This window comes from Vibrio tubiashii ATCC 19109, from assembly GCF_000772105.1.
In the GTDB taxonomy this organism is placed as follows: Bacteria; Pseudomonadota; Gammaproteobacteria; order Enterobacterales; family Vibrionaceae; genus Vibrio; species Vibrio tubiashii.
In genome coordinates this window covers 434,586-455,165 of the sequence record NZ_CP009355.1, presented here as the reverse complement: position 1 = coordinate 455,165, position 20,580 = coordinate 434,586, and the positions used below count along the sequence as shown (strand labels likewise).

Genomic DNA, 20,580 nt, shown 5'->3' with positions numbered 1-20,580 from the left:
TCACCCCCGAGAGGGTGAGTATGGCAGAGAGTCAAGAGAGCCATCTCTTGCCCGCAGCTCACGTTCATCTTTTTGGAACAAAAAGTGTGACGGGAGCGCAGCGGGTTGCTTAGTCATCTCACTTTTTAAGTGAATGACTTTGGCACCAATGGTGCCATTCTTGGCAGTGAAACTGCCATGGCTGACAACACAAATGCCAATGGTGTCGAGAGTAATCATGGCTGACTCCCGACAAGCATTTTTACCGCAGCGAGAAGCTCAGGTTTAGTTTGAAGGATTTTGACCAATGCCAATTCATCGTTCTGAATTATGACCTCTCCAGATACCTCTGTTTCATCAGCAGGTAACGACTGTCCAAACGTTCCTGCGAGGTGTTTCGCAGATGCATTCGCATAATCAGGGGAATCGTCAGTGATCCATTCGCCATAGTGCTTATCGATCATCGCAGTGTCAGTATGACCCATTTGCATTGCAATCCAGTCTTTCGAAATCCCTGCGGTTAGGTTTTGACTAGCGAATGTATGCCGTAGTTGACCAGCACCTCGATGACTTACACCTGCGTCTTCAAGAAACCCTTTAAAAAATGCTTTGTTGTATTGCGCGGCGTTAAGAAACGGTGCGTTATTTTTGCTGTTGTAGAAAACAAATCGAACGTGCTCTTGAGTACGTGTTTTATTATCTTCCTGCACAACAGAAACATTCAGCGCTGGCTTTTGACCTGTAATTTTTAATTGTTGTTTCAGAATGCTTATGGCCAATGTATTGAGCTCAACAGTGCGGACAGATTCTGGATTTTTCGGTGTTTTGTAGTTGGTTAGAACTCTGGCTCGTCGTACATATAGCTTACGCTTCTCGAAATCGACATCTTCCCAGCCAATCGCAAGAATTTCACTGATACGTAAACCTGTTAACACGTTAAGCTCGGCGGCATTTTTACCGCTTTCGCACAACCATGCTGTGTTGTGCAGTTTTTTCAATTCAGCTTTAGTAAAAGGATAAGGTTTACTCTTACCGTTTTTCAGAGTCTTGATCCCAGCCATAGGATCGGTATTAATAGCACCATCACGCTTTGCAATGGCAAATGTTGCTCTTAATATAGTCAGGAATGCATTGATAGTTTTGTTGGCGTAGCATTCATGCAGGTCATCTATAATGTCGAGAATGTCGCTATGGCAGAAATCCTGAATGGGTATCTGACCATAAGAATCTATCAATCGGTTTGCTTTACAGTTGTCAGATTTGAATGTCGATTCAGCAGCCAAAAACTGGAAGCTTTTCATGTAGCTTTTAATGTATTGTTCTAGTGTTTTTGTGTTCCCATTTTCCATTTTTCTCAACTTGGCAGCTTCTGCTGCTCTTCTATTTGAGAGCATCATATCTAGGTGAAATTAGAAAATCTATACTAAAAATACTAATATTATTAGTTACTTATTATAAAATTAGAGCACTTTCGTTCTTAATCAATTAGTTGAGAGTTAGCATTTTTTTTTAAAAAAAATGGAAGGCAGTACTGCCTTCCAGTGGTTGAACTTCAATAGGTGTAACGGCTGTTCTCTTTGAGGGTAAACCGACCGATTAAACTTTTCTTGCTGTGTAATCAGCGTGCTTTGCAAGCGCTTCAGAATTTAATACTCAGTCACCTCAACATGTCGTCTTGCGAAATTACGTAAGTGACTGGAATCACGTTATTTTTGACAAGAAGAAGAGTTTTGCCTCTAGGATTTGATAAACTGATACACCATCAATTTCATATTATTGCAGATCTACATGCATTAGAGTTTTAGAAGGTTGAATTATGAGAATTTATTACCATGGTCAAGGTACGTGGCAAACTCCTTCAGGTCTCGCTACAGAACCGAACCTGTTAGCGCTGAACGGCAATGACTGGGACGACTATGGAACAAAAACGACTCTAAATGCCAAGTTATATTTTGATGGGCAAGTAGTAGACTTTGATTTCCACATAAAAGTGCTGATTGAAGGAAGTGACTATACTGCAAGTACTTTGAATGAAATGAAAGCTGCTGGTTGGGATGGCTTTTTCCCTATAGTAGGGTGCAACTATATCTCATTACCTTCAGACATTGAATTTTACGCAATAGTCGAGTCTAAACTTGGAACGGACAAAGCCATAGAACTTCTAACAGAACTAAAAGATGCTGGCTTACTTAAAAATGTTATAAAAGATGAATCAATTACTCCTCTACTTGACAGTGATGAGTTCACTAACTCCTTACTGCGCGAGAGCGGAGCAACCAAATCATTCAAAGATGGCTGGCGTATCTTTGATGGAAGCTCAATGGAAATTTACAATTTCAATCTGAACTTGTTGTCAAAAGATAAGCGAGTAAAAGCTGTCCCTTTCAGATTTGAGTCCTCTATTTTACCTTATGATATAAATGTTTTGATTGGGCCAAATGGGATCGGTAAATCTTACAGTATAAAGTCTCTAGTGGAGTATTGGTTAAAAACAGGTATAGGTGACCTAGAGAAGCTTAAGGAGTCAGGTCATCAGCCATTTGACAAAGTACCCAACTTTAGAAATATGATTCTTGTTTCATACAGCCCTTTTGAAGAGTTTGAACTAGATCTAAATCAGCATAATTTACAAGATAAACAGGCTTATACCTATTTTGGGTTCCGTCACAAAAAGGCAGATGGTGCGATTGGCATCAACCGCAATCTACCAGTGTACCATTCAGGTTTATCTATAATCAAAGCAATCTACGATGATGCAAAGCTTAACTTTGTTAAAGACCGTGTCCAAAAATATTCGACAATTCATAGCGCTCTTAGAACTGCTTTTGAGTTCGACAAGTTAGCTCTAGAAATCAAAGATCTATCTAAATTAGGTGTGGCTTCATTGGCAGCCGAAACCATTGATGGTAAGCAGTTTTTACCGTTGTCTCCTGACATAGTCGAATATGTATCAGAAGAAAAGTTGAAAGAAGCATGTGACTTAGAAAAAGGGGTGATATTCCTGAAAGAAGGTGACCTTTGCACATTAAGTTCAGGTCAAAGATTATTCACGTATATTGCAATAAACGTAGTGGGAGAGCTGAAGCAAAATAGTTTGGTCGTAATAGACGAGCCCGAACTTTTTTTGCATCCAACTTTAGAGATAGAGTTCGTGTCTTTACTCAAGACAGTCCTTGCTCCGTTTAAGTCCAAAGCCATCCTAGCAACGCATTCACTAGCCGTTGTTAGAGAAGTTCCATCCAAGTGTGTACATATATTTAGGGATGAAGGATACGGACTAGATGTTGTCTCTCCTCCATTCGAAACATTTGGTGGAGATATGCAACGTATATCTTCATATGTTTTTGGCGATAAGTCAGTAACTAAACCATTTGAGGACTTTTTAGCAGACCAAGCGACGAAGTACACTTCAGAACAACTAATCGAACTTCTTGGCGAAGAAATAAACGAAGAAATGACCATGTCTATTCTCCGACTAGGGAGAAAGCACTAATGGTGGCAAAAATAGCGATGCCTGCTCATGACTCCCTAACGGTAATAAATACTGTACTTGAGGAAAGGCAGAAGTTTTTAACTTTTTACAACTCAATCTCAGAAGACCTAAGAGAGCAAGTCCTTGTCTATATCGAACATCGAGGAGACCCGACTCAGATTACTGCTTTAAATCTTAGGGACTATACTAAGACGGACGAAGAAGCAATAAAGCGGAAAAGTTCTCTGATCAATTTGTACAGTCCGAAGCAGGATAAGACCCCCTACGCAATACTAGAGGAAATGAGAAATGAGCATGGTTTGTTGTTTTGTCCATCTTGTGGTGAAGATGGTGCGCCTGGTACGCTAGATCACTACTTGCCAAAAACAGAGTTTCCTGAGTTAGCGGTGTGTCTTGCTAACCTGACCCCCATGTGTAGCACGTGTCAAGGAAAGAAGTCTACGGATTACATTACAAAGGGCGGACAAAAAGCGTTTCTTCACCCTTACTATGATGAAATTTTTGTAAGTCTATTTTATGTAACAATTCGCCCCCCGTTCAACAATCCTTCAGGCTTTAGTGTTGCAGTCAAAGATAACATTACGGGAGACCTTAAACCGTTAGTAGAGAGTCATATAGAAGGGATTGAGTTTAAGAGTCGATTTGAGAAATACTGCGAAAGCAAGCACCTACATCTACTAAAACTAATGAAAGAAGAAAGAGAAGATGAAGAACCTCTGAGGGCTGAACAGCTTATCAGAAGATTTCTTCGTCAAGAACGTAAGAAAGCAGAAAATGCTTGGGGGGCGATATACTACCAATCAGTGCTTGATACTCCTGAATTATTGGAACATTTAGATAATGGCGAATTACCCGAGTTAATATAGTTGCTGCTTAAAACTATGATTCAATGGAAAACGGCTCAAACTGTAGTCATTGTTCTCCTCTCAACTAAACCATAATGCGAAACGCAGCGCTTTGAAAAGCGCTGCGAATAAGGGAAATTAAATTTCTGCTGGTATTAGCTTCATAAGTAACTCGCTCGGGTTACCATGAGTGAGAAGGCGCACACCACGACTCAACTCAGTCGTAATACTTGAAACGGCAATTCTGCAAGCATCATTGACTGCATATACAAGTGTTACATCGTGCGCGGAAAAGTCTTTGTTTTGTTGATTAACCAGTCCTGTCTCAAACATGTACTGCATAATAAGCAGGTACAACTCATCGACGTAACGGTTTGCTGTTGGCAGGTGATTCTTGCGAGCAAATTCTTGGTATTCATCCTCTACGACATTCCAGAGGCTGTACAATGAGAAATTAATTGCTTGGAGCTCAGAGAACCAGTCAAGGTCTTGTTTGATATCAGAGGCATCTGCCGTGTAATTGAGTTTGCTCTGATAATGTTCAGCAATACTCTGAACCATCGTATCCGCTAGGTTGTAATACTCCTGAACAAACAAAAGAAGTAGATGGCAATCACGTAGCTGATGCAGATCTTTATAGAGAGATGAGTATTGACCATTTAGTTTGGGTGCTTGCTGATAAGCATCGACCAAAACACTATCGCATGCGAGCGACATGATTTGATATGTCTGCTGGTCGAAAGCAGAATAACGCTCTCTCGCACTGCTCGGTGTGTAAAGGCGCATATTATCGAGTCCTGTCCAACTATTCGGCACGATTACATTGTCTCGTGATGGTAAGTGCCACTTTAATAGGTGATGTCCTGTTGATGCCTTCGTTTCCTTTTCATCTGTGACCAAAACAAACTCAATCCCAAGGGCGTTTTGAAAGCTCATTGAGACCATGGACGGCTCTAAGTCGAGTAAAGCAGGTTTGATAGTGCTTGCCATCAACTCAATAAGTTGCGATTCGGAAAGCTGGTAGCCTTGGAATGCCTTCATAACGCGAGGCCAGATGGTATTTTGAAAGCGAGCCTCTAAAACGGAGTTACTTTCTTGCTTCCAATCAACCAAAACATCCATATTGCGACTAAGCCTTTGATGGACTTCATTGGGCGTGAGATTAAATAAAATGTGCGCGAGCATGTCATCCCGTTTCCTGAAGGGAATACTTAGCTCTAAATTACGTCTTAGGTGTTCATTGAAGGCATTAGTTAACTTAGTGTAAGTCGATTTGTTGCGTAAACGCATAGCTGTCTCTCCAACATGCAATAGCAAGCTGCGGCTGGCGTTTACGAAAGCTCACTAGTGCACTGGGTTTCAGCACAAAGACTTTGAGTTAAGTTAAAGTGGTTTGATTTTGGACAGAGGTAGGTATCGCCAGCAACCCGTGTATGTCATCCAAAATCAGTGTAACTCTAATGCAAGAAATTTAAAACGGTTTAAGCGTAAATGCATTAACAGCATCTACTAATTTCTCTACAGGTAGCTGTTTGCCATAATGCCCGTAAGTCATGCTGGTATTTGTATGCCCCACGATTTGGGCAACTACATGTTCATCGATATTGCTCTGTTTCAGTTCGTCAACAAAAGTGTGTCGGAAGGAGTACGCTGTGGGGCGATTGCCCGCCTTAAATCCACACGCGGTCAGAACGTCACCCATGCTGTCTCTGAAATCCTTTGACCAATCAGAATCCTTACCCCGAGGGGTAAAATCAAAGAGCTGCATTTGTTTTTGATCTTGTCGAGATTTCACATATTCGAGAAAGCCCATTTTTACTAACTCTTTATGGATTGGAACTTGCCGTTTAGAAGATGCATTTTTCAGATGTTGCAGCTCTCCATTGTCAGTAAAAGAGATGGTTGGAATAATGTCATCGATTTTGATGTCGACCACTCGAAGTTGGCAGGCTTCCGACGGACGGCAGCCATGCAACATCATGACTTTAGTGGCCCATTGGAAGGATGAATCCTGTTCTTGAAAAGCACGACTGGAAAACAGGCGTGTCAGCTCCTTTTTGCCCCAGCGTTGACGCTGGGAATGAGACGAGGTGCTTTTGGTGGGTAGCTTTATGTGAGCAAATGGGTTGGTGTTTATCAGCTCCTGCACCACACACCAGTTCATAAACTGCTTAATTGCGGCGAAGTAGTCACGTAATGTCTTATGGCTTAATCCCCGCCCTAGGAGCTCGTCTCTGTAGACCATTGCAACACTACTAGTGATATTTGCTACTTCCAGTTGTTCTACAAACTTTAAGAAGTCTCCATTACGTTGCTTTAACTGCTTAAGAGTGAGGTTAGTGACTTTTTCTAGACGCTTAGATTCAATAAAACGATCTAGTACATCGGCGTTGATTAACGGTGCTTCTTTCTTTGTTTTGGGGACATACGTTTCGGAAAGCAGACGACATTTCGAATCGCTATCGCTAGCTCGCTGGTTGAAAGAGTTTCTAAGCTGGTTAATTTCAGCATTGAGCCTTTGTTTAAAATCTGGAAAAGGTAATGACTTTGTTTGTGCCAGTTCGAAAAGCTCGAAGATAACTTTTGTTTGGTCAAGATTGCGTTTGTAAGCCATACGACGATCACGTGTGACTAGGGATAAGCGAATTTCCTTAGGAAAACCGTTTTTTTGAAGGGAAGTCGGGATTGCAACACGTGTGTAGTACACGCTATTGGGTTGTCGAAACAAATACATCTGTATCATCCTCTTGTATTTGTCGACTTTTGAGTTATAAAAACGAAAAAACCGCTGTAAAAACAGCGGTTTAATCTTTAAAAATGGCGGAGAGATAGGGATTTGAACCCTAGATACGCTATTAACGTATGCCGGTTTTCAAGACCGGTGCTTTCAACCACTCAGCCATCTCTCCGTTGCGGTGCGTATATTAGGTATTGGTCTCTGGCTTGTAAAGCACTAATTCACCTTCTATGTTTCAAGTGTTGATAATCTATACAAGCATTTCACACATTTTCGTGATTTTAAGCGCACTGAATGAACAAATTATGGGTTAAGTACTCTAAATCAATAATGATAATAAAATAGTGTTTTATTTATATATTACTGATATTAAAAAGAAATAACACTTTGACGCAACACGTGTACGCCCGAAAGTGATTGCACAATAGTGTGAACTAATTCAAAATTACGGAATTAACTGAGTAACATCGTCTATATCAGAGGTTTTTATGAAAGTCGCTGACTTATTTAAACATCGTGGTGAAACAATTACTAAACAGCATTCTGAGTTTATGCAGTGGATGACTCCAACTGTAAAAGAGTACTGGGGAGAGATTGTTAACAAGGCTCACAACCGCCACCTGTTTACTCGTCTGCGTGATTTTCAGGCTCCTGCTGTTAATGATGGAGTTCAGCCTCTGGTTCAGCAACCAAAGCCTATTGAGTTAAAGCCTGAAGCGCAAAAACTCTATCTAGAGCTGCAAGCAAAACTAGGTGAAGTGATCCATACTGGTGAGTGGTTAGATGTTTCTCAAGAACGAATTAACCAGTTTGGCCAAGTAACTGAAGACATGCAGTGGATCCATACCGATCCAGAGCGCGCAGAAGCAGAGTCTCCATTCAAAACCACGATTGCTCACGGCTTTCTGACGTTGGCTTTGTTACCAAAGCTGACTGATAGCGTTGATCCTGACAACAACCTCTTTCCTACAGCGAAGATGGTCGTCAACATTGGATTAAACCAAGTACGCTTCCCTTATCCTGTTAAGGCCGATAACAAAGTACGTGCGGTAAGTACCTTGTCTAAGGTAACGCCAATCCGTAAAGGCTTGGAAATCGAACGTGAAATTAAAGTCGAGATTGAAGGCGTTCGTCGTCCAGGTGCCGTTGTCACATCTGTGATTCAATTGCATTTTTAATCAATACATTACTTTAAAAAGAAAAGGATACCTGTCGGTATCCTTTTTTCGTTTTACACAATCTCGATTATTTCATCGTATAGCAGCACTCTAATTGGTAGTCATCACCATTTTTTGCGGTGTACTCTTTTTCTTCAGTACAAGCTCTTGGTTTACCTTTTTCGTCGCCTTTCACTAGGCTAATCCAGTGGCGCATCGCCGCCATTTCTGCCATTTCTTGCGGGAAAGTCGTACAAGTCTCCAATTGAATATCTTCGATATCTATCAGTTCAATACAACCTGTCCCTTTATGGTTACCAAAGGTCACCTCAACGTGGCTTCCTGTGCCATCTCTAAACAGAATTGACGTCGGGTCTTCTTTTTCGCCCATGTAAGCGACAAAGTGTTTTGGATGCTTAAGGCCACTATGGCTGCCGTCTTTGAAGTAAGCCATTACATGGCGGTAATCGATAACATACGCGGTCACTTCTTTATGAGAGCCGTTCTCTAATGGGAACAAGCGATCAAGTAGCTGCTTAGCTTTTACTTGCTTTTCACTGGCTTGGCTTGCGTTGATAGTTTCTACCGCGAAGACTGCTTCAGCGATAAATGGCTTATTTTGTTTTTGGATTTCAGTCTTATCGAATGTCAGCATATTCATAGCGTTTCCCTCGCGGATATTTCACAACTTTTATGTCCTAGAGCAAATATCCCAAACTAGCGTTTCATTGATTTGCGAATTTGTGACTTTGCTTACTTTGTATACTAGTGAGTTTTTGACTACAATTTCACAACAAAAATTTTACAGTGTGAATTTTACAAAATGCCAGTGTCAAAAAGCCTTATTCGTCAGTCTCATTTTTTAGGTACTAAGATTAGAAACCTTAGGAAACGCAACCATTTAACTATGGAGGATCTCTCTGCACGCTGTATTCGAGTCAATCCAGAGTATGCCCCTTCTGTCTCGTATCTATCCATGATAGAGCGGGGAAAGCGCGTTCCAAGCATTGATATGCTGGAGGTCATTGCAGAGGTGTTCCAAAAAGATCCGGCTTGGTTTTTGGATGATGAACCAGAGCAAGCAGATATTACACCAGACAAAGGCAATAGAGGCGGTATCAGTGGAATGGCGCTAGAGCCAAGCTTTTTGTTCTCTAATGATATTTTGCAGATAGCGATACCCGAGATGTTGTCACAAACTGGCATTACTGGCCGCCAGTTTGCACACCTTCTTATTCGTGCTCATCAAGAAAGTAATCAAAACCACTTTCCAGACTTAGAGCGAGCGGCTGAAGAAGTAGGATTGAAAAGGCTCAATCTGTCAGCTGAAGATTTGATGGATATTGCGCGAAGTTTAGGGCTAACCATTCGCTGGATTTCTCGCCCTCCTAAAGATGTCGTGGACGAATTAGGAGTAAGTGCAAAACAGATTGTCACGTCATTCTTTGAGCCTCCCGGTAGCATCTACCTAAATGAGGTACTTAAACAGTACCCAACGCGCCTTAAATACGATCTAGCGGTCTATATAGGTCACTGCGTGTTACATAGTAAAGAAGGGCTTAAGAGCGTTCTCTCCGTTGGACACGCCAACAGCTGGGAAGAAAACAGCCAAGCCTCTCCTACATCTGAGCTTAACTCCCAAGACATTTTACAAGCATGGCGAGACTTCGAATCGAGCTTTTTCGCAGGTGCTCTACTGTGCCCTAAAGTTCCTTTTAGGCAATTACTCGATCGCAGTGGTTATGAAATCGATGTTCACCTAAAAGCCGGTGTCTCTCCTTCTGTTGCAATGCGACGTATGACCGTTGTTTCTCCTTACCCCCACTGGCACTACTTTGATGCCTACGGTCAAAATAAACTCAAAGCCGTATATCGTGGCAATGGTATTCCTCTACCTTGGGGAAACATGAGAAAGGTAAATGACCCTTGTCAGCACTGGGCAGTGTTTAGAAGACTGTCGGAGCCACAGCAAGGTAGCTCGGCGCAAATATCGATATTGAACGTCGGGGATGAGCCAAGAATATACTGTTGTGAATCAGTCAACATGACTGACCCGGCTGGAAACAATCGTGTTCTTTGTGCGGGGATCGACTTAAACCCAGCTATCGATGCTCAGGGGGGAAATTCGATTGAACTGGCAGAAGAGCTTAAATCTCTGTGTGTGAGTAATGGGGGTAGCGCCGCTATTCCTCGCTACATGCAAAAAGAATTCACGACCATTGCTAAGATTCTTAATATTAACTGGATTGAACGTGGCATACAGACTGATGCAAGAGTTATCTGTTCACGAGGTGCAGTGTGCCCACGTAAACCAAGTTGTTACAACGGTTGTCAGGAAGCGTCGATTCAAATTTAGATTTACCTAGCCCAAATAGAAAAAAAGCCAATCACAACAATCGTGATTGGCTACATATAAGTGTGAACAAATTAGGTTCACTAACAACGTCAGTTGGCTAGGTGACCCTCGGCTTAAGAAGGGTCACTAGTAATAAAGCATTTACCGTGCCAACTTTAAAAAACGCTCAAAACCCTCATTTATGGCTAATTAATAACCTATTTCACAAAAACAATGCGCATAATAGGTTTTCATTTTGCAATTTAACGCATTATAAGAAACGCAAGTTTTGCAAAATGCAACTATATACTTTCACCGGTTTCGATTTGATAACCCAGATCGATACAATCATTCCATGATGCTTTCCCTTTCAGCCTGTCAATCAGCTGGGTCGCCGCAACACGTCCTATTTCCTCACGCGGTGTCACCACAGTCGCCAGTTTAGGAATCATCGCTTGGCTGATATCATGACCATGGAAACCAGCAATCGCCATTTGCTCAGGGACCAAAATCCCTCTCCTTTGGCACTCATAGAGCGCCCCGATGGCTAAATCGTCGTTAGTGCATACTATGCCGTCTACATCAGGATGGCGCTCTTTAAGCTCACCAAGTAGCTTAGCGCCAAGGGTAAATGAAGACGCTTCTTCCGTTTGCAAGCTGATTGGTTCAAAACCGGCACACTCCATTGCGTTTTGATAACCCTGCATTTTTAACCGAGTCCGCTCATCCATTCTCGCAGCAAAATAAGCGATCCGTTTGCGGCCTTTGGCCAAAATGGCCTCTGTCATCGCTTGTGATGCTTTTGCGTTATCGAAACCGACGGCTTGTTCAATCCGAGGAGAAAAGCAGTCCATTATCTCTACGACGGGTATTGAAGCGGTTTCAAGCATCTTGCGTGCTTTGTCTGTGTGGAAGTTTTCAGACAAGATAATCGCATCCACATTATAAGACAGTAATGACGCGATACTTTTTTCTTCGAGTTCCGCACTATAGCCATAGTGAGCAATCATAGTTTGATAGCCAGCCGGGGTAGTGACAGATTCGATACCTCGCATGACTTCAGCAAAGACTTGGTTGGTTAAAGACGGCACCAAGACACCAATGGCATTCGATTTAGCATTTGAAAGTATGTCTGGGGCGCGATTGGGAATATAGCCGAGCTCATCTACTGCCTGGTTAATTTTATCTTTGATTGCTTCAGAGACTTGGGAAGGATCTCGTAAGCAACGACTGACGGTCATTTTCGTTACGCCGACTCTGTCGGCAATATCTTGAAGCGTTGGTCTTTTTTTCTTGTTCGCCATGAAGATTTACTTTGCGTTGTTCCATTTGTGTTACTGGTAACATAGTACCGAGTATTTGAATCTTTTTTATTGTTGAACCTAACAAAAAAGCGCTCACATTGATGTGAACGCTCTGATTTATACCGAAATCTGTTGTTTTTGCTCGCGGCTCCAAGTCAAGTGATAGCGAGCCTCCTCCGGTTCATCAATTCTCGCATAACTGTGTGAACCAAAGTAATCTCGCTGAGCTTGGAGTAAGTTCGCTGGCACAACCGCACTGCGAAGCCCGTCAAAGTAGCTCAACGCTGAGCTCATTGCGGGCACTGGAACGCCGGTTAGCGCTGCTTTTGCAATGCACCCTCGCCAGCCTAGCGAGCGATTATTTAGTTGCTCAACAAATTTAGGATCGAGGAGCAAGTTCTCCAGTTGTTTGTTCTCTTGATAAGCGTGAGTAATATCTTGTAAGAAGATTGCTCGAATAATGCATCCCGCTCGCCATATCTTAGAGATGTTAGCAAAATCTAGTGCCCACTCTTCTTTGTCTGAGGTGGTCTTGAGTAGATCAAAACCCTGAGCATAAACCGTCAGCTTTGAACAATAGAGCGCGTCGTGTAACTCTGCTAGCAGTGACGCTTTATCCAACTCGGTGTCGGAGTTCGGTTCTGACTTGAAAACGCTAGACGCTAAACCACGAGTCTCTTTTTGACTACTCTGAGCACGGGCAAATACGGCTTGAGCAATAGTTGGAGCAGGAGCCCCTTGTTGCAAAGCATCCACCGCGGTCCAAAGCCCCGTTCCTTTTTGGCCTGCTTTATCTAGAACAATTTCAACAAACGGTCGCCCTGTCACCGGATCATCAGTGCGCAGTATATCTGCACTGATTTCCATTAAGTAGCTATTGAGTACGCCTTGGTTCCACGCCTCAAATACATCGCCAATCTCGTGTGCAGGCATGTTTAACGCGCTCGACATAAAGTGGTACGCCTCACAGATCAGCTGCATATCCGCATACTCAATACCGTTGTGCACCATTTTAACGTAATGCCCTGCCCCCGCTCTTCCTAGATAGGCTGCGCATGCGTCCCCAGATTCAAACTGAGCAACCGGGAGACCTTTTGCATCAACCTTTGCTGCAATCGCCTCCCACATCGGCTTCACATAATTCCACGCTTCGCGGTCTCCACTTGCCATTAATGACGGTCCAGTACGCGCCCCGACTTCACCACCTGAAACAGCGGTACTGAAGAACCGTAATTGACCAGAAAACTGCTGTTCACGACGTTCACTGTCGGTCCATAAACTGTTGCCGGTATCGATAACAATATCTTCACGGCTTAAGCCAGCACTACGTAAATCTTCGATGACTGAGTCAACAATCTCACCAGCAGGAACAGACAGAGCAATGACTCGCGGATTCTCTAGGCTTTCTAGCAGCTCTGTTAAGTTTTCTACGATGTGTAGACGGCCTTTGCTTGGTTGCGTTGATAGCTGTTTACCTTCCTCATTAGCACGTTCACGGTTTTGTTGACTGATATCGAAGCCAGTAACATTGAAACCATTATCAAGCAGGTTAAGCGCGAGGCTTTTCCCCATCACTCCAAGGCCAATCATGGCAATATTTGACTGAATCATGAGTATGACTCCTCAATCGCCTGTAAAGCTTGTTCAACGACCTCTTCCACTGAATGGCGAATATCAATGTGTAGCGCTTCCTCCAGTGTTGGCTCTCGAAGTGCTTCAAATTGACTCCTCAACATACTTTCACCATTGAAGTAGTGGTTATCGCGTTTTTGATGACGAGACCAAATGGTTTCGAACTCGCCTTTAAGAAACACGATCACTAGATCTTGGTTATCTAGCCTTAAGATGTCGCGGTACTCAGGTTTTAGCGCGGAGCAAGCGATAACCGCTGCTTCATTCTCGACGTAGAGACGATTTAAAGTATGCAGCCAACCAATTCGGTCATCATCTTTGAGCGGCGTACCTTGACGCATCTTCTCAACGTTGGCTTTCGGGTGGTAATCATCACCATCATAAAACGGTAAATTAAGGGACTTCGCAATCTCGCTGCCAATCAAGCTCTTACCGCAGCCTGATACGCCCATCACTAATATTTTCTTTGCTTTCATTGGACAATACTATCCTTAGCCTTCAACTCTCACCGAAGGCTGTGTACCAATTCAAAATGTGTAATCGTTCGCTTATGAGGTGGTTATTTCCACCACATCGCTAATTCCGGGAAAATAATCACTAAGCTAAGTACAAACACCTGCAATGCGATAAATGGCAACAGTGAAGTGAAGATTTCTCCAAGGCTTATGTCCTTCGGTGCTACGGATTTTAAGTAGAATGCAGCAGGGCCAAACGGTGGTGACAAGAAAGAAACCTGCATGTTCAAACAGAACACGACACCAAACCACACTGGGTCAAAGCCTAAGCCAGTAATAATTGGTACAAAGATAGGCATGGTTAGCAGCGCTACGCCAACCCAGTCAAGGAACATGCCCAGTACCAATAGAATCACCATCATGATCAATAGAGTGCCAATCGCACTACCACCGCTCAGACCAAGAATCACCTCTTCAACAAAATCAATACCGCCCATTAGGTTGTAGATACCGACCAATGCACTTGCACCGATACCAATCCACATGATCATGCCGCAGGTACGCATCGTCGCGATGGCACTTTCCTTAAGCATTTTGAAGTTCATTTCGCCACGAATAATCGCAGAGAGCATGATACCGACAACACCTAATGCCGATGCTTCAGTTACCGATGCAACACCGGTATAAATACTGCCCAATACAACCGCGACTGAGAGTAGAGGGAAAAACAGCGCTTTAAAGTAGCTGACTTGTGGTTCATCCTCCTCGGCACTATCGCTAGGAATCGGTGCCAGAGAAGGGTTCAGCTTACAGCGAATCAACACGTATGCGATGTAGCAGCCAGCTAAGATAAATGCGGGCAAAAATGACGCCTTAAATAAGTCACCAATTGATACGCTCGCTGTCATACCGTAGATGATCAATACAATGCTCGGAGGCAGCATGGTTCCCAACGCTCCACCAGCACAAGTAGTACCGATAGCGAGTTTACGGTCGTAGCCTAAGCGAAGCATCTGAGGCAACGCGAGAATACCAAGTAGTACTGTTTCACCACCGATAACACCAGACATAGAAGCAAGCAATACTGCGACCAATAGTGTCTGAACCGCAACGCCACCGCGCACCTTTCGACCGACTGATTTCATCGCATCAAACAGGTCTTTCGCGATACCAGAACGATCAAGCAGCGCCGCCATTAAGACAAACATCGGAACCGCTAAGAACACGTAGCCAGAGGCGAAGCTGTAGGTACGACTCGCGATAAGAGGTAGAGCATCTGGCCCAAACCAACATAAGGTGAAGAAGATGGCGACAAAACCTGTCACAAAAGCAAGCTGCATGCCGGTAAGCAGCAAGCCAATCATCATTACTAGCATGAGTACACTGCCCCATGCGATGCCAATTGAAGAGAGATCAAACATCGTCATTCTTCCTTAGCCCCATAATCTCTTGGATTAGGTGCAATACAAACTGGACAACAAGAATACTGAGAACAACAAAGATCAAACCTTTGAGTAACGCAGGGTAAGGGGCGTTCAAGACCGAGCCAGACGTTTCTAACCTAAGCTCACCCCAAGGAGTAAACCAAGCTTCCTGCGCTAGAAAATACGCGGCATAAGCCAGCATCCCGGCGAAAGCTAGTCCTACAATATGGTGAACTAGGTTCAGATACTTGCGGGTTTGAGAAGAGACCGCATCGTAAATCAACACCACACGAACATGCTTATTGGCGGCAAATGCGTATATACCCCCCACAATGAACAGAGACCCACCAATAAATGACGCCGTTTCGTGAACCCAAGTCGTCGGTGCATCAAATACATAACGCATCACAACTTCGTAAAATGAGATAAGTACTGTCGCGATAAAGAGCCAGCTCAACAGGTTGCTGATTTTTATAATGATTCTGTCCAAAAAGTTTCTTGGCTGTTCATCAGGCTCTGGTGGCGTATGGGGTGTTTTATCAGTCATAAAAAATGTTCCCAAAAAATTAGGAGGGCGCTAGCCCTCCCGAGAGAAGCTAAACAAGGACGGATAGCTTAAAGAAGACCATTGGTTTCTAAGAATGTTGTTACTGAGTCATACACTTTTTGTGCATTTGGAGAACGCTCTGCAAACACTTTCCATTGAGTCTTGGCAATTTCACGGAATTTCTTACGCTCTTCGTCAGACCAGTTGTGAATGGTGATATTTGGGTTTGCTTGCGCTTCCTTCACTGCAGCTTGGTCAGCCATTTTTAGCTGAGTCGTCATATCGTAAGAGAAGTCGCGTACCGAGGTCTGAAGAATGGTTTGCAAATCTTCCGGCATCTTGTCCCATTTCTTTTGCGAGATAGAGATATCGATTAGCGGCAAAGAGTGGAAGCCAGGTTGAACAGGATGCGTTGCGATATCGTTCATGCCCGCTTTCTGGTTGGTTGAGAAAACCGTGTAGTCTGCTGCGTCAATAACACCTTTGCTAAGACCGGTAAATACTTCTGAACCTGGCAAGTTAACAGGCGTCGCACCCGCAGCTGCAAACACTTGCTGAACCAGACCTTCTGGTGCGCGAAGTTTCAAACCTTTTAGATCATCAACACCATCAATCGGCTTCTTAGAAATAAAGGATTCAACACCTGTAGTTGAAGCGCCAACAAACTTAACACCGTAAGGCGCATACAGCTCAGTCATTAGTTCGTTACCGCCACCATAGTTCATGTATTGCAGTAACTGTGTTGTATCTGACCAAGCACCTACCATGTTGCCGATAAGGCCGAACGCTGGATCTTTACCTGAGAAATAACCGGTCGCTGTCACTTGACCATCTAGGATACCCATTTTGATAGCGCCTAAGGTTTCAGTGTGTTTAACCACAGCACCTACTGGTAATAGGTCGATTTCGATGCGGCCGCTAGACATTTTCTCAACGCGCTCTGCCCAGTTTTGCTGAACCTTGTAGTTAAGATCGCCAGACGGATCTGATGATTGAATCTTTAGATTAAAATCTGCAGCTAGCGCTGAGGCGGAGAAAAGACTGGTAATCGTGGCAGCAAGCAGAGTTTTAGTCATCGCTTTCATAGTAGGGGTATCCTTTATTTGTTTCAGTTTCCAATCTAGCCGATATGACCTAGGTAAACTACCGGTTCTAATTTTTATGTTACCGGTAACGTTACAGGCAATGTTACCGGTAACAGATAACGTTTTACTATGACTATTGTCACATTTGTTATTTACTAACCCAAAAGAATTAACATCAAGATCAGACTCTGTGATCAAAGTCTCGCTTAGCTAGATCACAGAATCTGTTATCGTTTTCTGAATACCCAGATCGGGCCAATAAGTAGGAACTGAACATCTTCGAAAAATGAGGGCTTTTTCCCTTCGATTTTGTGGCCGATAAACTGAAACAGCCACAGCACGGCAAACAGCACCAAAGATACAAGCAAAACCGACAGCTGCATGATCTCAATAGACCAAACCAGCGAAATACACGCAAGAGTAAACCCCAGCATCATAATAAATACACTGAGTGACAGCCGGAAATAGAACACCATCACTGGCAACGCAGCGATCCATACCCAGTTGAAAGTTAAGCCAAATAGCTCAAGCGGTGGTATTGACCAAATCAGTCCAACCACTGACAAGAAAATCCCCGGGACGGCAACTTTATGTATCTTTTGATTGATCGGGTTTTGATGGCTTTCACCGTATTCAGTGAGCCATTGAGTGAGATCCTTCATACTCTTTCACCTGTAAAATCATCCTATTATTTCTATAGCATGGCTTTACATCCCCTGCCGTCAATAAAGACTAATTTGTGATAGTTCTTTGCAACTGGCGGCGTTTTTCTTGATACATACGTGAATCTGCTAACTTGAGCATGTCGTCTATGTCATTGAATTCAGGCTTATAGATCGCATAGCCAACACTCACCTGTAAATTGATCAAGTGCTGTTCGTATATGACTGGGGTATGGCAAATCGCCTTCTGCAATTCGATGTTGATTACATCGATGTCATTGGAGTTTTCAATTCGTGGCAACAGGATTAAGAACTCGTCCCCACCGATTCTTGCTACAACATCAGATGTTCTCAACACACTTTTCAAACGCTCTGCAGTGGCAATTAAAACTTTGTCACCTGCCGCGTGACCGAAAGTGTCATTGATCGCTTTAAATTTATCGAGATCAATATTCAGAATGGCGAAGCGATCTTGCTCGTGGCGCTTTCGAACCGCATCAAAGTGTTCACGCAAGGTATACATAAAGTAACGTCGATTCGGTAGTAACGTTAACTCGTCTTGCAGCGAGCGCTTACTTGCCGCAGCATAAAGGCGATACGTCAATGCAAACGCACCAAGTAGAATAAGTATCATTGGGTAGCCAAGCAGCCGAACTGCATGGACTTGATACCAAGGTTTACTCGCGAGCAAGTCTTTCTTAGTCGAAGCAGCAATTACCCAATTCCCATAAGGGAAGTGAACCGATTCAATAGCAAAAGCATCATCAAATGTCGATTGCAAACCATAGAATACTTCTCCATCTAGGCCTGAACTGTCCCTACCTCGAATCGCAATGTTGTACTTGTGTTCAAATGAAGCGATACCAGCTTCAAGAAACAATGATTCAAGCGATATAACGACGCTACAGACTCCCCAATACCGGGAGTTATATGGGGGATCCGAGAAGATAGGAACGCGAGCAATTAAAGCCAATCCTCCTTGCACCAAGTTCACAGGGCCAGCGATAAGAATCTCTTGAAGATCTTGAGCCTTTTTTACGGTTCGCCATTGGCTTGGGATCGTTCGGTAATCTAAACCCAACGCCTTTTCGTTCCCTTCGAGCGGGTAAATATATTGAACCACGTCATCAGGCGCTAAACCCAATAATTCAATGTGGCTACTTTTGCGGATAACACTAGATGCAATCAGATCCCAACCAGAAAACTCAAACTCGGGGTTAGCTGCGACTAATGCAGGCAGGCTGTTAACAACGTAGATATCTGAAACAATAGCCGATTCAAGTTCAGAACGAACAATAGAGACCTCTTCTTTGGCTCGGGCCAATAAACTATCGCGCAAGAAAGATTTTTGGCTACGATCGAGGGACTCAACCAATCCAATAGAGATAACAAAAACCAACAAACATACAGCATTAAGATAAAAATGCCTGCCTGAACTCAAGGCCATCCGCCCCCCACAACTATTCATACAACAAAAAACCGGGTCACACCCGAGGAATAAAGCCTGTAATTCGTATTGTTATTATTTGTATTGGTTATATAAAAGTTACAATAAATCGGCCTGTTTTTCATCGACAATAGATAAAATTATCGACAATAAGGCCATTTTTATCGAGTGTAACAACGAAAATCAGCGTGACTAAGACCAATGCTCGCCACTTTAATGAGTAGATTATCTAAACTGGGCGATTTTGCATCCAGCTCGCGTTAATGGCTTGTAGACTGTTATTCAACGAAATATTTGACCGAGAGATAACATCGACTTTTAAAATACCTGTTAACCTTAATGGTTATATTCATTGGGTTTTATTGGGCTATTAGAATGCGCGGAAAGTTAATCGGATTGTGTTTTGCTATTGTATTGTCTCACTCAGTCATGGCATCTCCGCCACAAAGCTACAAAGAGTCCGCAGACATCATTCGAAACACCTACGAGAGTCAGTTATATACCCTGCCAGCTTTTAAAGAAGGACACTACGGACTCCGTATGTTCCGCCAAACGTTGGATCCAAAATACTCAGCGGCGGTGTGGACTGACATGGCCCGTGTTGCCAGTCGACTCAATAAGTTTACCGCGGAAATCAACACACCAGAGCAGATACTCCTCTACTCAGAAAGGCGTGTTTCAGGCTACATTGGCGAGACCGATGAGCGCAGCGTTAGACGTTATACCGTCACTAAACATATGCCTGAATATCTCTATCTTGGTGTTGACCTGTTAGGCTCGATGGCGCGCGCCAATGAGTACGGCTTGAAGCACAAGTATGATGACAAGCTTCGTTCCGTCATTCGTCGATATGACTTCGCTAAATACGCAACAGACCAAGAGATGATTAAGGCTTGGGCTGCGCAACTGGCCAATCAAGTTTACTGGCTAAGACAGCTAGGAGAGCAAGATGTTGTGGAGCCTTTCACAGAAGCTTTCAAGAAAGCCTACCCAGACCGCGAAGACAAAAAGCTATCCAAGCAGCAATACGGCAACAAGCTTTATGGTATGACTCATATCATTTTCGGCGATTCGGAATACTACCAACACCAAGTCAGTGAAAAGCAGCATCAGTGGATATACGACTATTTCCGCGACAACATTGATACCATTCTGATTCGAGCTAAAGAAGATGTCATCGCAGAGGTAGGGATTACCTTCTTGCTAGCGGGTCTTGAAGATGACCTAGTGGTCGAGAAAACCCGTAAAGCAATTCAAAGCTCAATTGACCCAGACAAAGGGATGATTCCTTCTGTCACTGGTGATTTCGATGTCACATATGGTGAACACCGCAATGTTCTTGCCATCATGTTGCTTGACTGGCAGCAAGTTAATGAAGCTCCAACAGTGAAAGATCAACCAAAGATGTTCTCTAACCCACCATATGGACTTATCCCGCAATAAACTTCGCATAGCCCCGCAACCGCGGGGCTATTTGT

General features: G+C 43.4%; 18 protein-coding genes and 1 tRNA gene. 5 read left to right on the top strand and 14 right to left on the bottom strand.

The window, feature by feature from the left end:
• Together IX91_RS17140 and IX91_RS17135 are read right to left on the bottom strand one after the other, a co-directional pair.
• Positions 1-219, bottom strand: a complete 219-nt coding sequence (locus IX91_RS17140) for a hypothetical protein (RefSeq protein ID WP_004744000.1) — start codon at positions 217-219, stop codon at positions 1-3.
• The gene (locus tag IX91_RS17135; protein ID WP_004743999.1) at positions 216-1,328 is read right to left on the bottom strand and encodes a tyrosine-type recombinase/integrase; all 1,113 of its coding nucleotides are present in this window, start codon (positions 1,326-1,328) and stop codon (positions 216-218) included. Before IX91_RS17135 ends, IX91_RS17140 begins: the two co-directional genes overlap by 4 nt.
• A 467-nt stretch (positions 1,329-1,795) precedes the next feature.
• Between IX91_RS17135 and IX91_RS17130 the strand changes: the two genes are divergently transcribed.
• Positions 1,796-3,472, top strand: a complete 1,677-nt coding sequence (locus IX91_RS17130; protein WP_004743998.1) for an AAA family ATPase — start codon at positions 1,796-1,798, stop codon at positions 3,470-3,472.
• A complete protein-coding gene (locus IX91_RS17125; protein ID WP_004743997.1) occupies positions 3,472-4,338 on the top strand; it encodes a hypothetical protein in 867 nt (288 codons plus the stop codon). The genes IX91_RS17130 and IX91_RS17125 overlap by 1 nt, the downstream gene beginning before the upstream one ends.
• A 117-nt stretch (positions 4,339-4,455) precedes the next feature.
• Here the strand turns inward: IX91_RS17125 and IX91_RS17120 are convergent, their stop codons facing one another.
• The 3 genes from IX91_RS17120 to IX91_RS17110 form a co-directional block, all read right to left on the bottom strand.
• Positions 4,456-5,607 (bottom strand): hypothetical protein, encoded by a 1,152-nt coding sequence (locus tag IX91_RS17120; RefSeq protein ID WP_236642956.1) that lies wholly within the window; start codon positions 5,605-5,607, stop codon positions 4,456-4,458.
• A gap of 181 nt (positions 5,608-5,788) precedes the next feature.
• Positions 5,789-7,051 carry a tyrosine-type recombinase/integrase gene (locus tag IX91_RS17115; protein ID WP_004743995.1) on the bottom strand — a complete coding sequence of 421 codons (1,263 nt, stop codon included), beginning with the start codon at positions 7,049-7,051 and terminating at the stop codon, positions 5,789-5,791.
• A gap of 84 nt (positions 7,052-7,135) precedes the next feature.
• Positions 7,136-7,226: transfer RNA gene (locus tag IX91_RS17110), tRNA-Ser, on the bottom strand.
• A 316-nt stretch (positions 7,227-7,542) separates the two neighbouring features.
• Here IX91_RS17110 and IX91_RS17105 point away from each other — a divergent pair.
• Positions 7,543-8,232 (top strand): MaoC family dehydratase, encoded by a 690-nt coding sequence (locus IX91_RS17105; protein ID WP_004743994.1) that lies wholly within the window; start codon positions 7,543-7,545, stop codon positions 8,230-8,232.
• 67 nt (positions 8,233-8,299) lie between these two features.
• On the opposite strand, the gene IX91_RS17100 is transcribed toward IX91_RS17105, so the two are convergent.
• Positions 8,300-8,872: an aldolase/citrate lyase/malate synthase family protein gene (locus tag IX91_RS17100; RefSeq protein ID WP_004743993.1), complete on the bottom strand. Its 573-nt coding sequence runs from the start codon at positions 8,870-8,872 to the stop codon at positions 8,300-8,302.
• A 162-nt stretch (positions 8,873-9,034) separates the two neighbouring features.
• Here IX91_RS17100 and IX91_RS17095 point away from each other — a divergent pair, with 162 nt between their 5' ends.
• Complete coding sequence (locus tag IX91_RS17095) at positions 9,035-10,567, top strand: DUF3612 domain-containing protein (protein WP_071881318.1); 1,533 nt, start codon at positions 9,035-9,037, stop codon at positions 10,565-10,567.
• Between the two features lie 281 nt (positions 10,568-10,848).
• Here IX91_RS17095 and gntR read toward each other — a convergent pair whose 3' ends face one another.
• From gntR to IX91_RS17055, 8 genes are all read right to left on the bottom strand, one after another.
• Positions 10,849-11,850 carry a gluconate operon transcriptional repressor GntR gene (gntR, locus tag IX91_RS17090; protein ID WP_071881317.1) on the bottom strand — a complete coding sequence of 334 codons (1,002 nt, stop codon included), beginning with the start codon at positions 11,848-11,850 and terminating at the stop codon, positions 10,849-10,851.
• A 117-nt stretch (positions 11,851-11,967) separates the two neighbouring features.
• Positions 11,968-13,467 (bottom strand): NADP-dependent phosphogluconate dehydrogenase, encoded by a 1,500-nt coding sequence (gene gndA / locus IX91_RS17085; RefSeq protein ID WP_174329848.1) that lies wholly within the window; start codon positions 13,465-13,467, stop codon positions 11,968-11,970.
• A complete protein-coding gene (locus IX91_RS17080; protein WP_004743989.1) occupies positions 13,458-13,958 on the bottom strand; it encodes a gluconokinase in 501 nt (166 codons plus the stop codon). Before IX91_RS17080 ends, gndA begins: the two co-directional genes overlap by 10 nt.
• 83 nt (positions 13,959-14,041) lie before the next feature.
• Positions 14,042-15,358: a TRAP transporter large permease gene (locus tag IX91_RS17075; RefSeq protein WP_004743988.1), complete on the bottom strand. Its 1,317-nt coding sequence runs from the start codon at positions 15,356-15,358 to the stop codon at positions 14,042-14,044.
• Positions 15,351-15,908 carry a TRAP transporter small permease subunit gene (locus IX91_RS17070; protein ID WP_004743987.1) on the bottom strand — a complete coding sequence of 186 codons (558 nt, stop codon included), beginning with the start codon at positions 15,906-15,908 and terminating at the stop codon, positions 15,351-15,353. Before IX91_RS17070 ends, IX91_RS17075 begins: the two co-directional genes overlap by 8 nt.
• 68 nt (positions 15,909-15,976) lie before the next feature.
• Positions 15,977-16,993, bottom strand: a complete 1,017-nt coding sequence (locus tag IX91_RS17065; protein ID WP_004743986.1) for a TRAP transporter substrate-binding protein — start codon at positions 16,991-16,993, stop codon at positions 15,977-15,979.
• A 227-nt stretch (positions 16,994-17,220) separates the two neighbouring features.
• Positions 17,221-17,655: an Mpo1 family 2-hydroxy fatty acid dioxygenase gene (locus IX91_RS17060; protein WP_004743985.1), complete on the bottom strand. Its 435-nt coding sequence runs from the start codon at positions 17,653-17,655 to the stop codon at positions 17,221-17,223.
• 70 nt (positions 17,656-17,725) lie between these two features.
• Positions 17,726-19,102 (bottom strand): diguanylate cyclase, encoded by a 1,377-nt coding sequence (locus IX91_RS17055; protein ID WP_004743984.1) that lies wholly within the window; start codon positions 19,100-19,102, stop codon positions 17,726-17,728.
• Positions 19,103-19,477: 375 nt separating this feature from the next.
• Here IX91_RS17055 and IX91_RS17050 point away from each other — a divergent pair, with 375 nt between their 5' ends.
• On the top strand, positions 19,478-20,545 hold the full coding sequence (locus IX91_RS17050; protein WP_004743983.1) for a DUF3541 domain-containing protein: 1,068 nt from the start codon (positions 19,478-19,480) through the stop codon (positions 20,543-20,545).
• Positions 20,546-20,580: the final 35 nt, after the last annotated feature.

Bases quoted from the DNA above. Each gene is read 5' to 3' on its own strand.
- IX91_RS17140 (WP_004744000.1), bottom strand. From the start codon at position 219: ATGATTACTCTCGACACCATTGGCATTTGTGTTGTCAGCCATGGCAGT.
- IX91_RS17135 (WP_004743999.1), bottom strand. From the start codon at position 1,328: ATGGAAAATGGGAACACAAAAACACTAGAACAATACATTAAAAGCTAC.
- IX91_RS17130 (WP_004743998.1), top strand. From the start codon at position 1,796: ATGAGAATTTATTACCATGGTCAAGGTACGTGGCAAACTCCTTCAGGT.
- IX91_RS17125 (WP_004743997.1), top strand. From the start codon at position 3,472: ATGGTGGCAAAAATAGCGATGCCTGCTCATGACTCCCTAACGGTAATA.
- IX91_RS17120 (WP_236642956.1), bottom strand. From the start codon at position 5,607: ATGCGTTTACGCAACAAATCGACTTACACTAAGTTAACTAATGCCTTC.
- IX91_RS17115 (WP_004743995.1), bottom strand. From the start codon at position 7,051: ATGTATTTGTTTCGACAACCCAATAGCGTGTACTACACACGTGTTGCA.
- IX91_RS17105 (WP_004743994.1), top strand. From the start codon at position 7,543: ATGAAAGTCGCTGACTTATTTAAACATCGTGGTGAAACAATTACTAAA.
- IX91_RS17100 (WP_004743993.1), bottom strand. From the start codon at position 8,872: ATGAATATGCTGACATTCGATAAGACTGAAATCCAAAAACAAAATAAG.
- IX91_RS17095 (WP_071881318.1), top strand. From the start codon at position 9,035: ATGCCAGTGTCAAAAAGCCTTATTCGTCAGTCTCATTTTTTAGGTACT.
- gntR (WP_071881317.1), bottom strand. From the start codon at position 11,850: ATGGCGAACAAGAAAAAAAGACCAACGCTTCAAGATATTGCCGACAGA.
- IX91_RS17080 (WP_004743989.1), bottom strand. From the start codon at position 13,958: ATGAAAGCAAAGAAAATATTAGTGATGGGCGTATCAGGCTGCGGTAAG.
- IX91_RS17075 (WP_004743988.1), bottom strand. From the start codon at position 15,358: ATGTTTGATCTCTCTTCAATTGGCATCGCATGGGGCAGTGTACTCATG.
- IX91_RS17070 (WP_004743987.1), bottom strand. From the start codon at position 15,908: ATGACTGATAAAACACCCCATACGCCACCAGAGCCTGATGAACAGCCA.
- IX91_RS17065 (WP_004743986.1), bottom strand. From the start codon at position 16,993: ATGAAAGCGATGACTAAAACTCTGCTTGCTGCCACGATTACCAGTCTT.
- IX91_RS17060 (WP_004743985.1), bottom strand. From the start codon at position 17,655: ATGAAGGATCTCACTCAATGGCTCACTGAATACGGTGAAAGCCATCAA.
- IX91_RS17055 (WP_004743984.1), bottom strand. From the start codon at position 19,102: ATGGCCTTGAGTTCAGGCAGGCATTTTTATCTTAATGCTGTATGTTTG.
- IX91_RS17050 (WP_004743983.1), top strand. From the start codon at position 19,478: ATGCGCGGAAAGTTAATCGGATTGTGTTTTGCTATTGTATTGTCTCAC.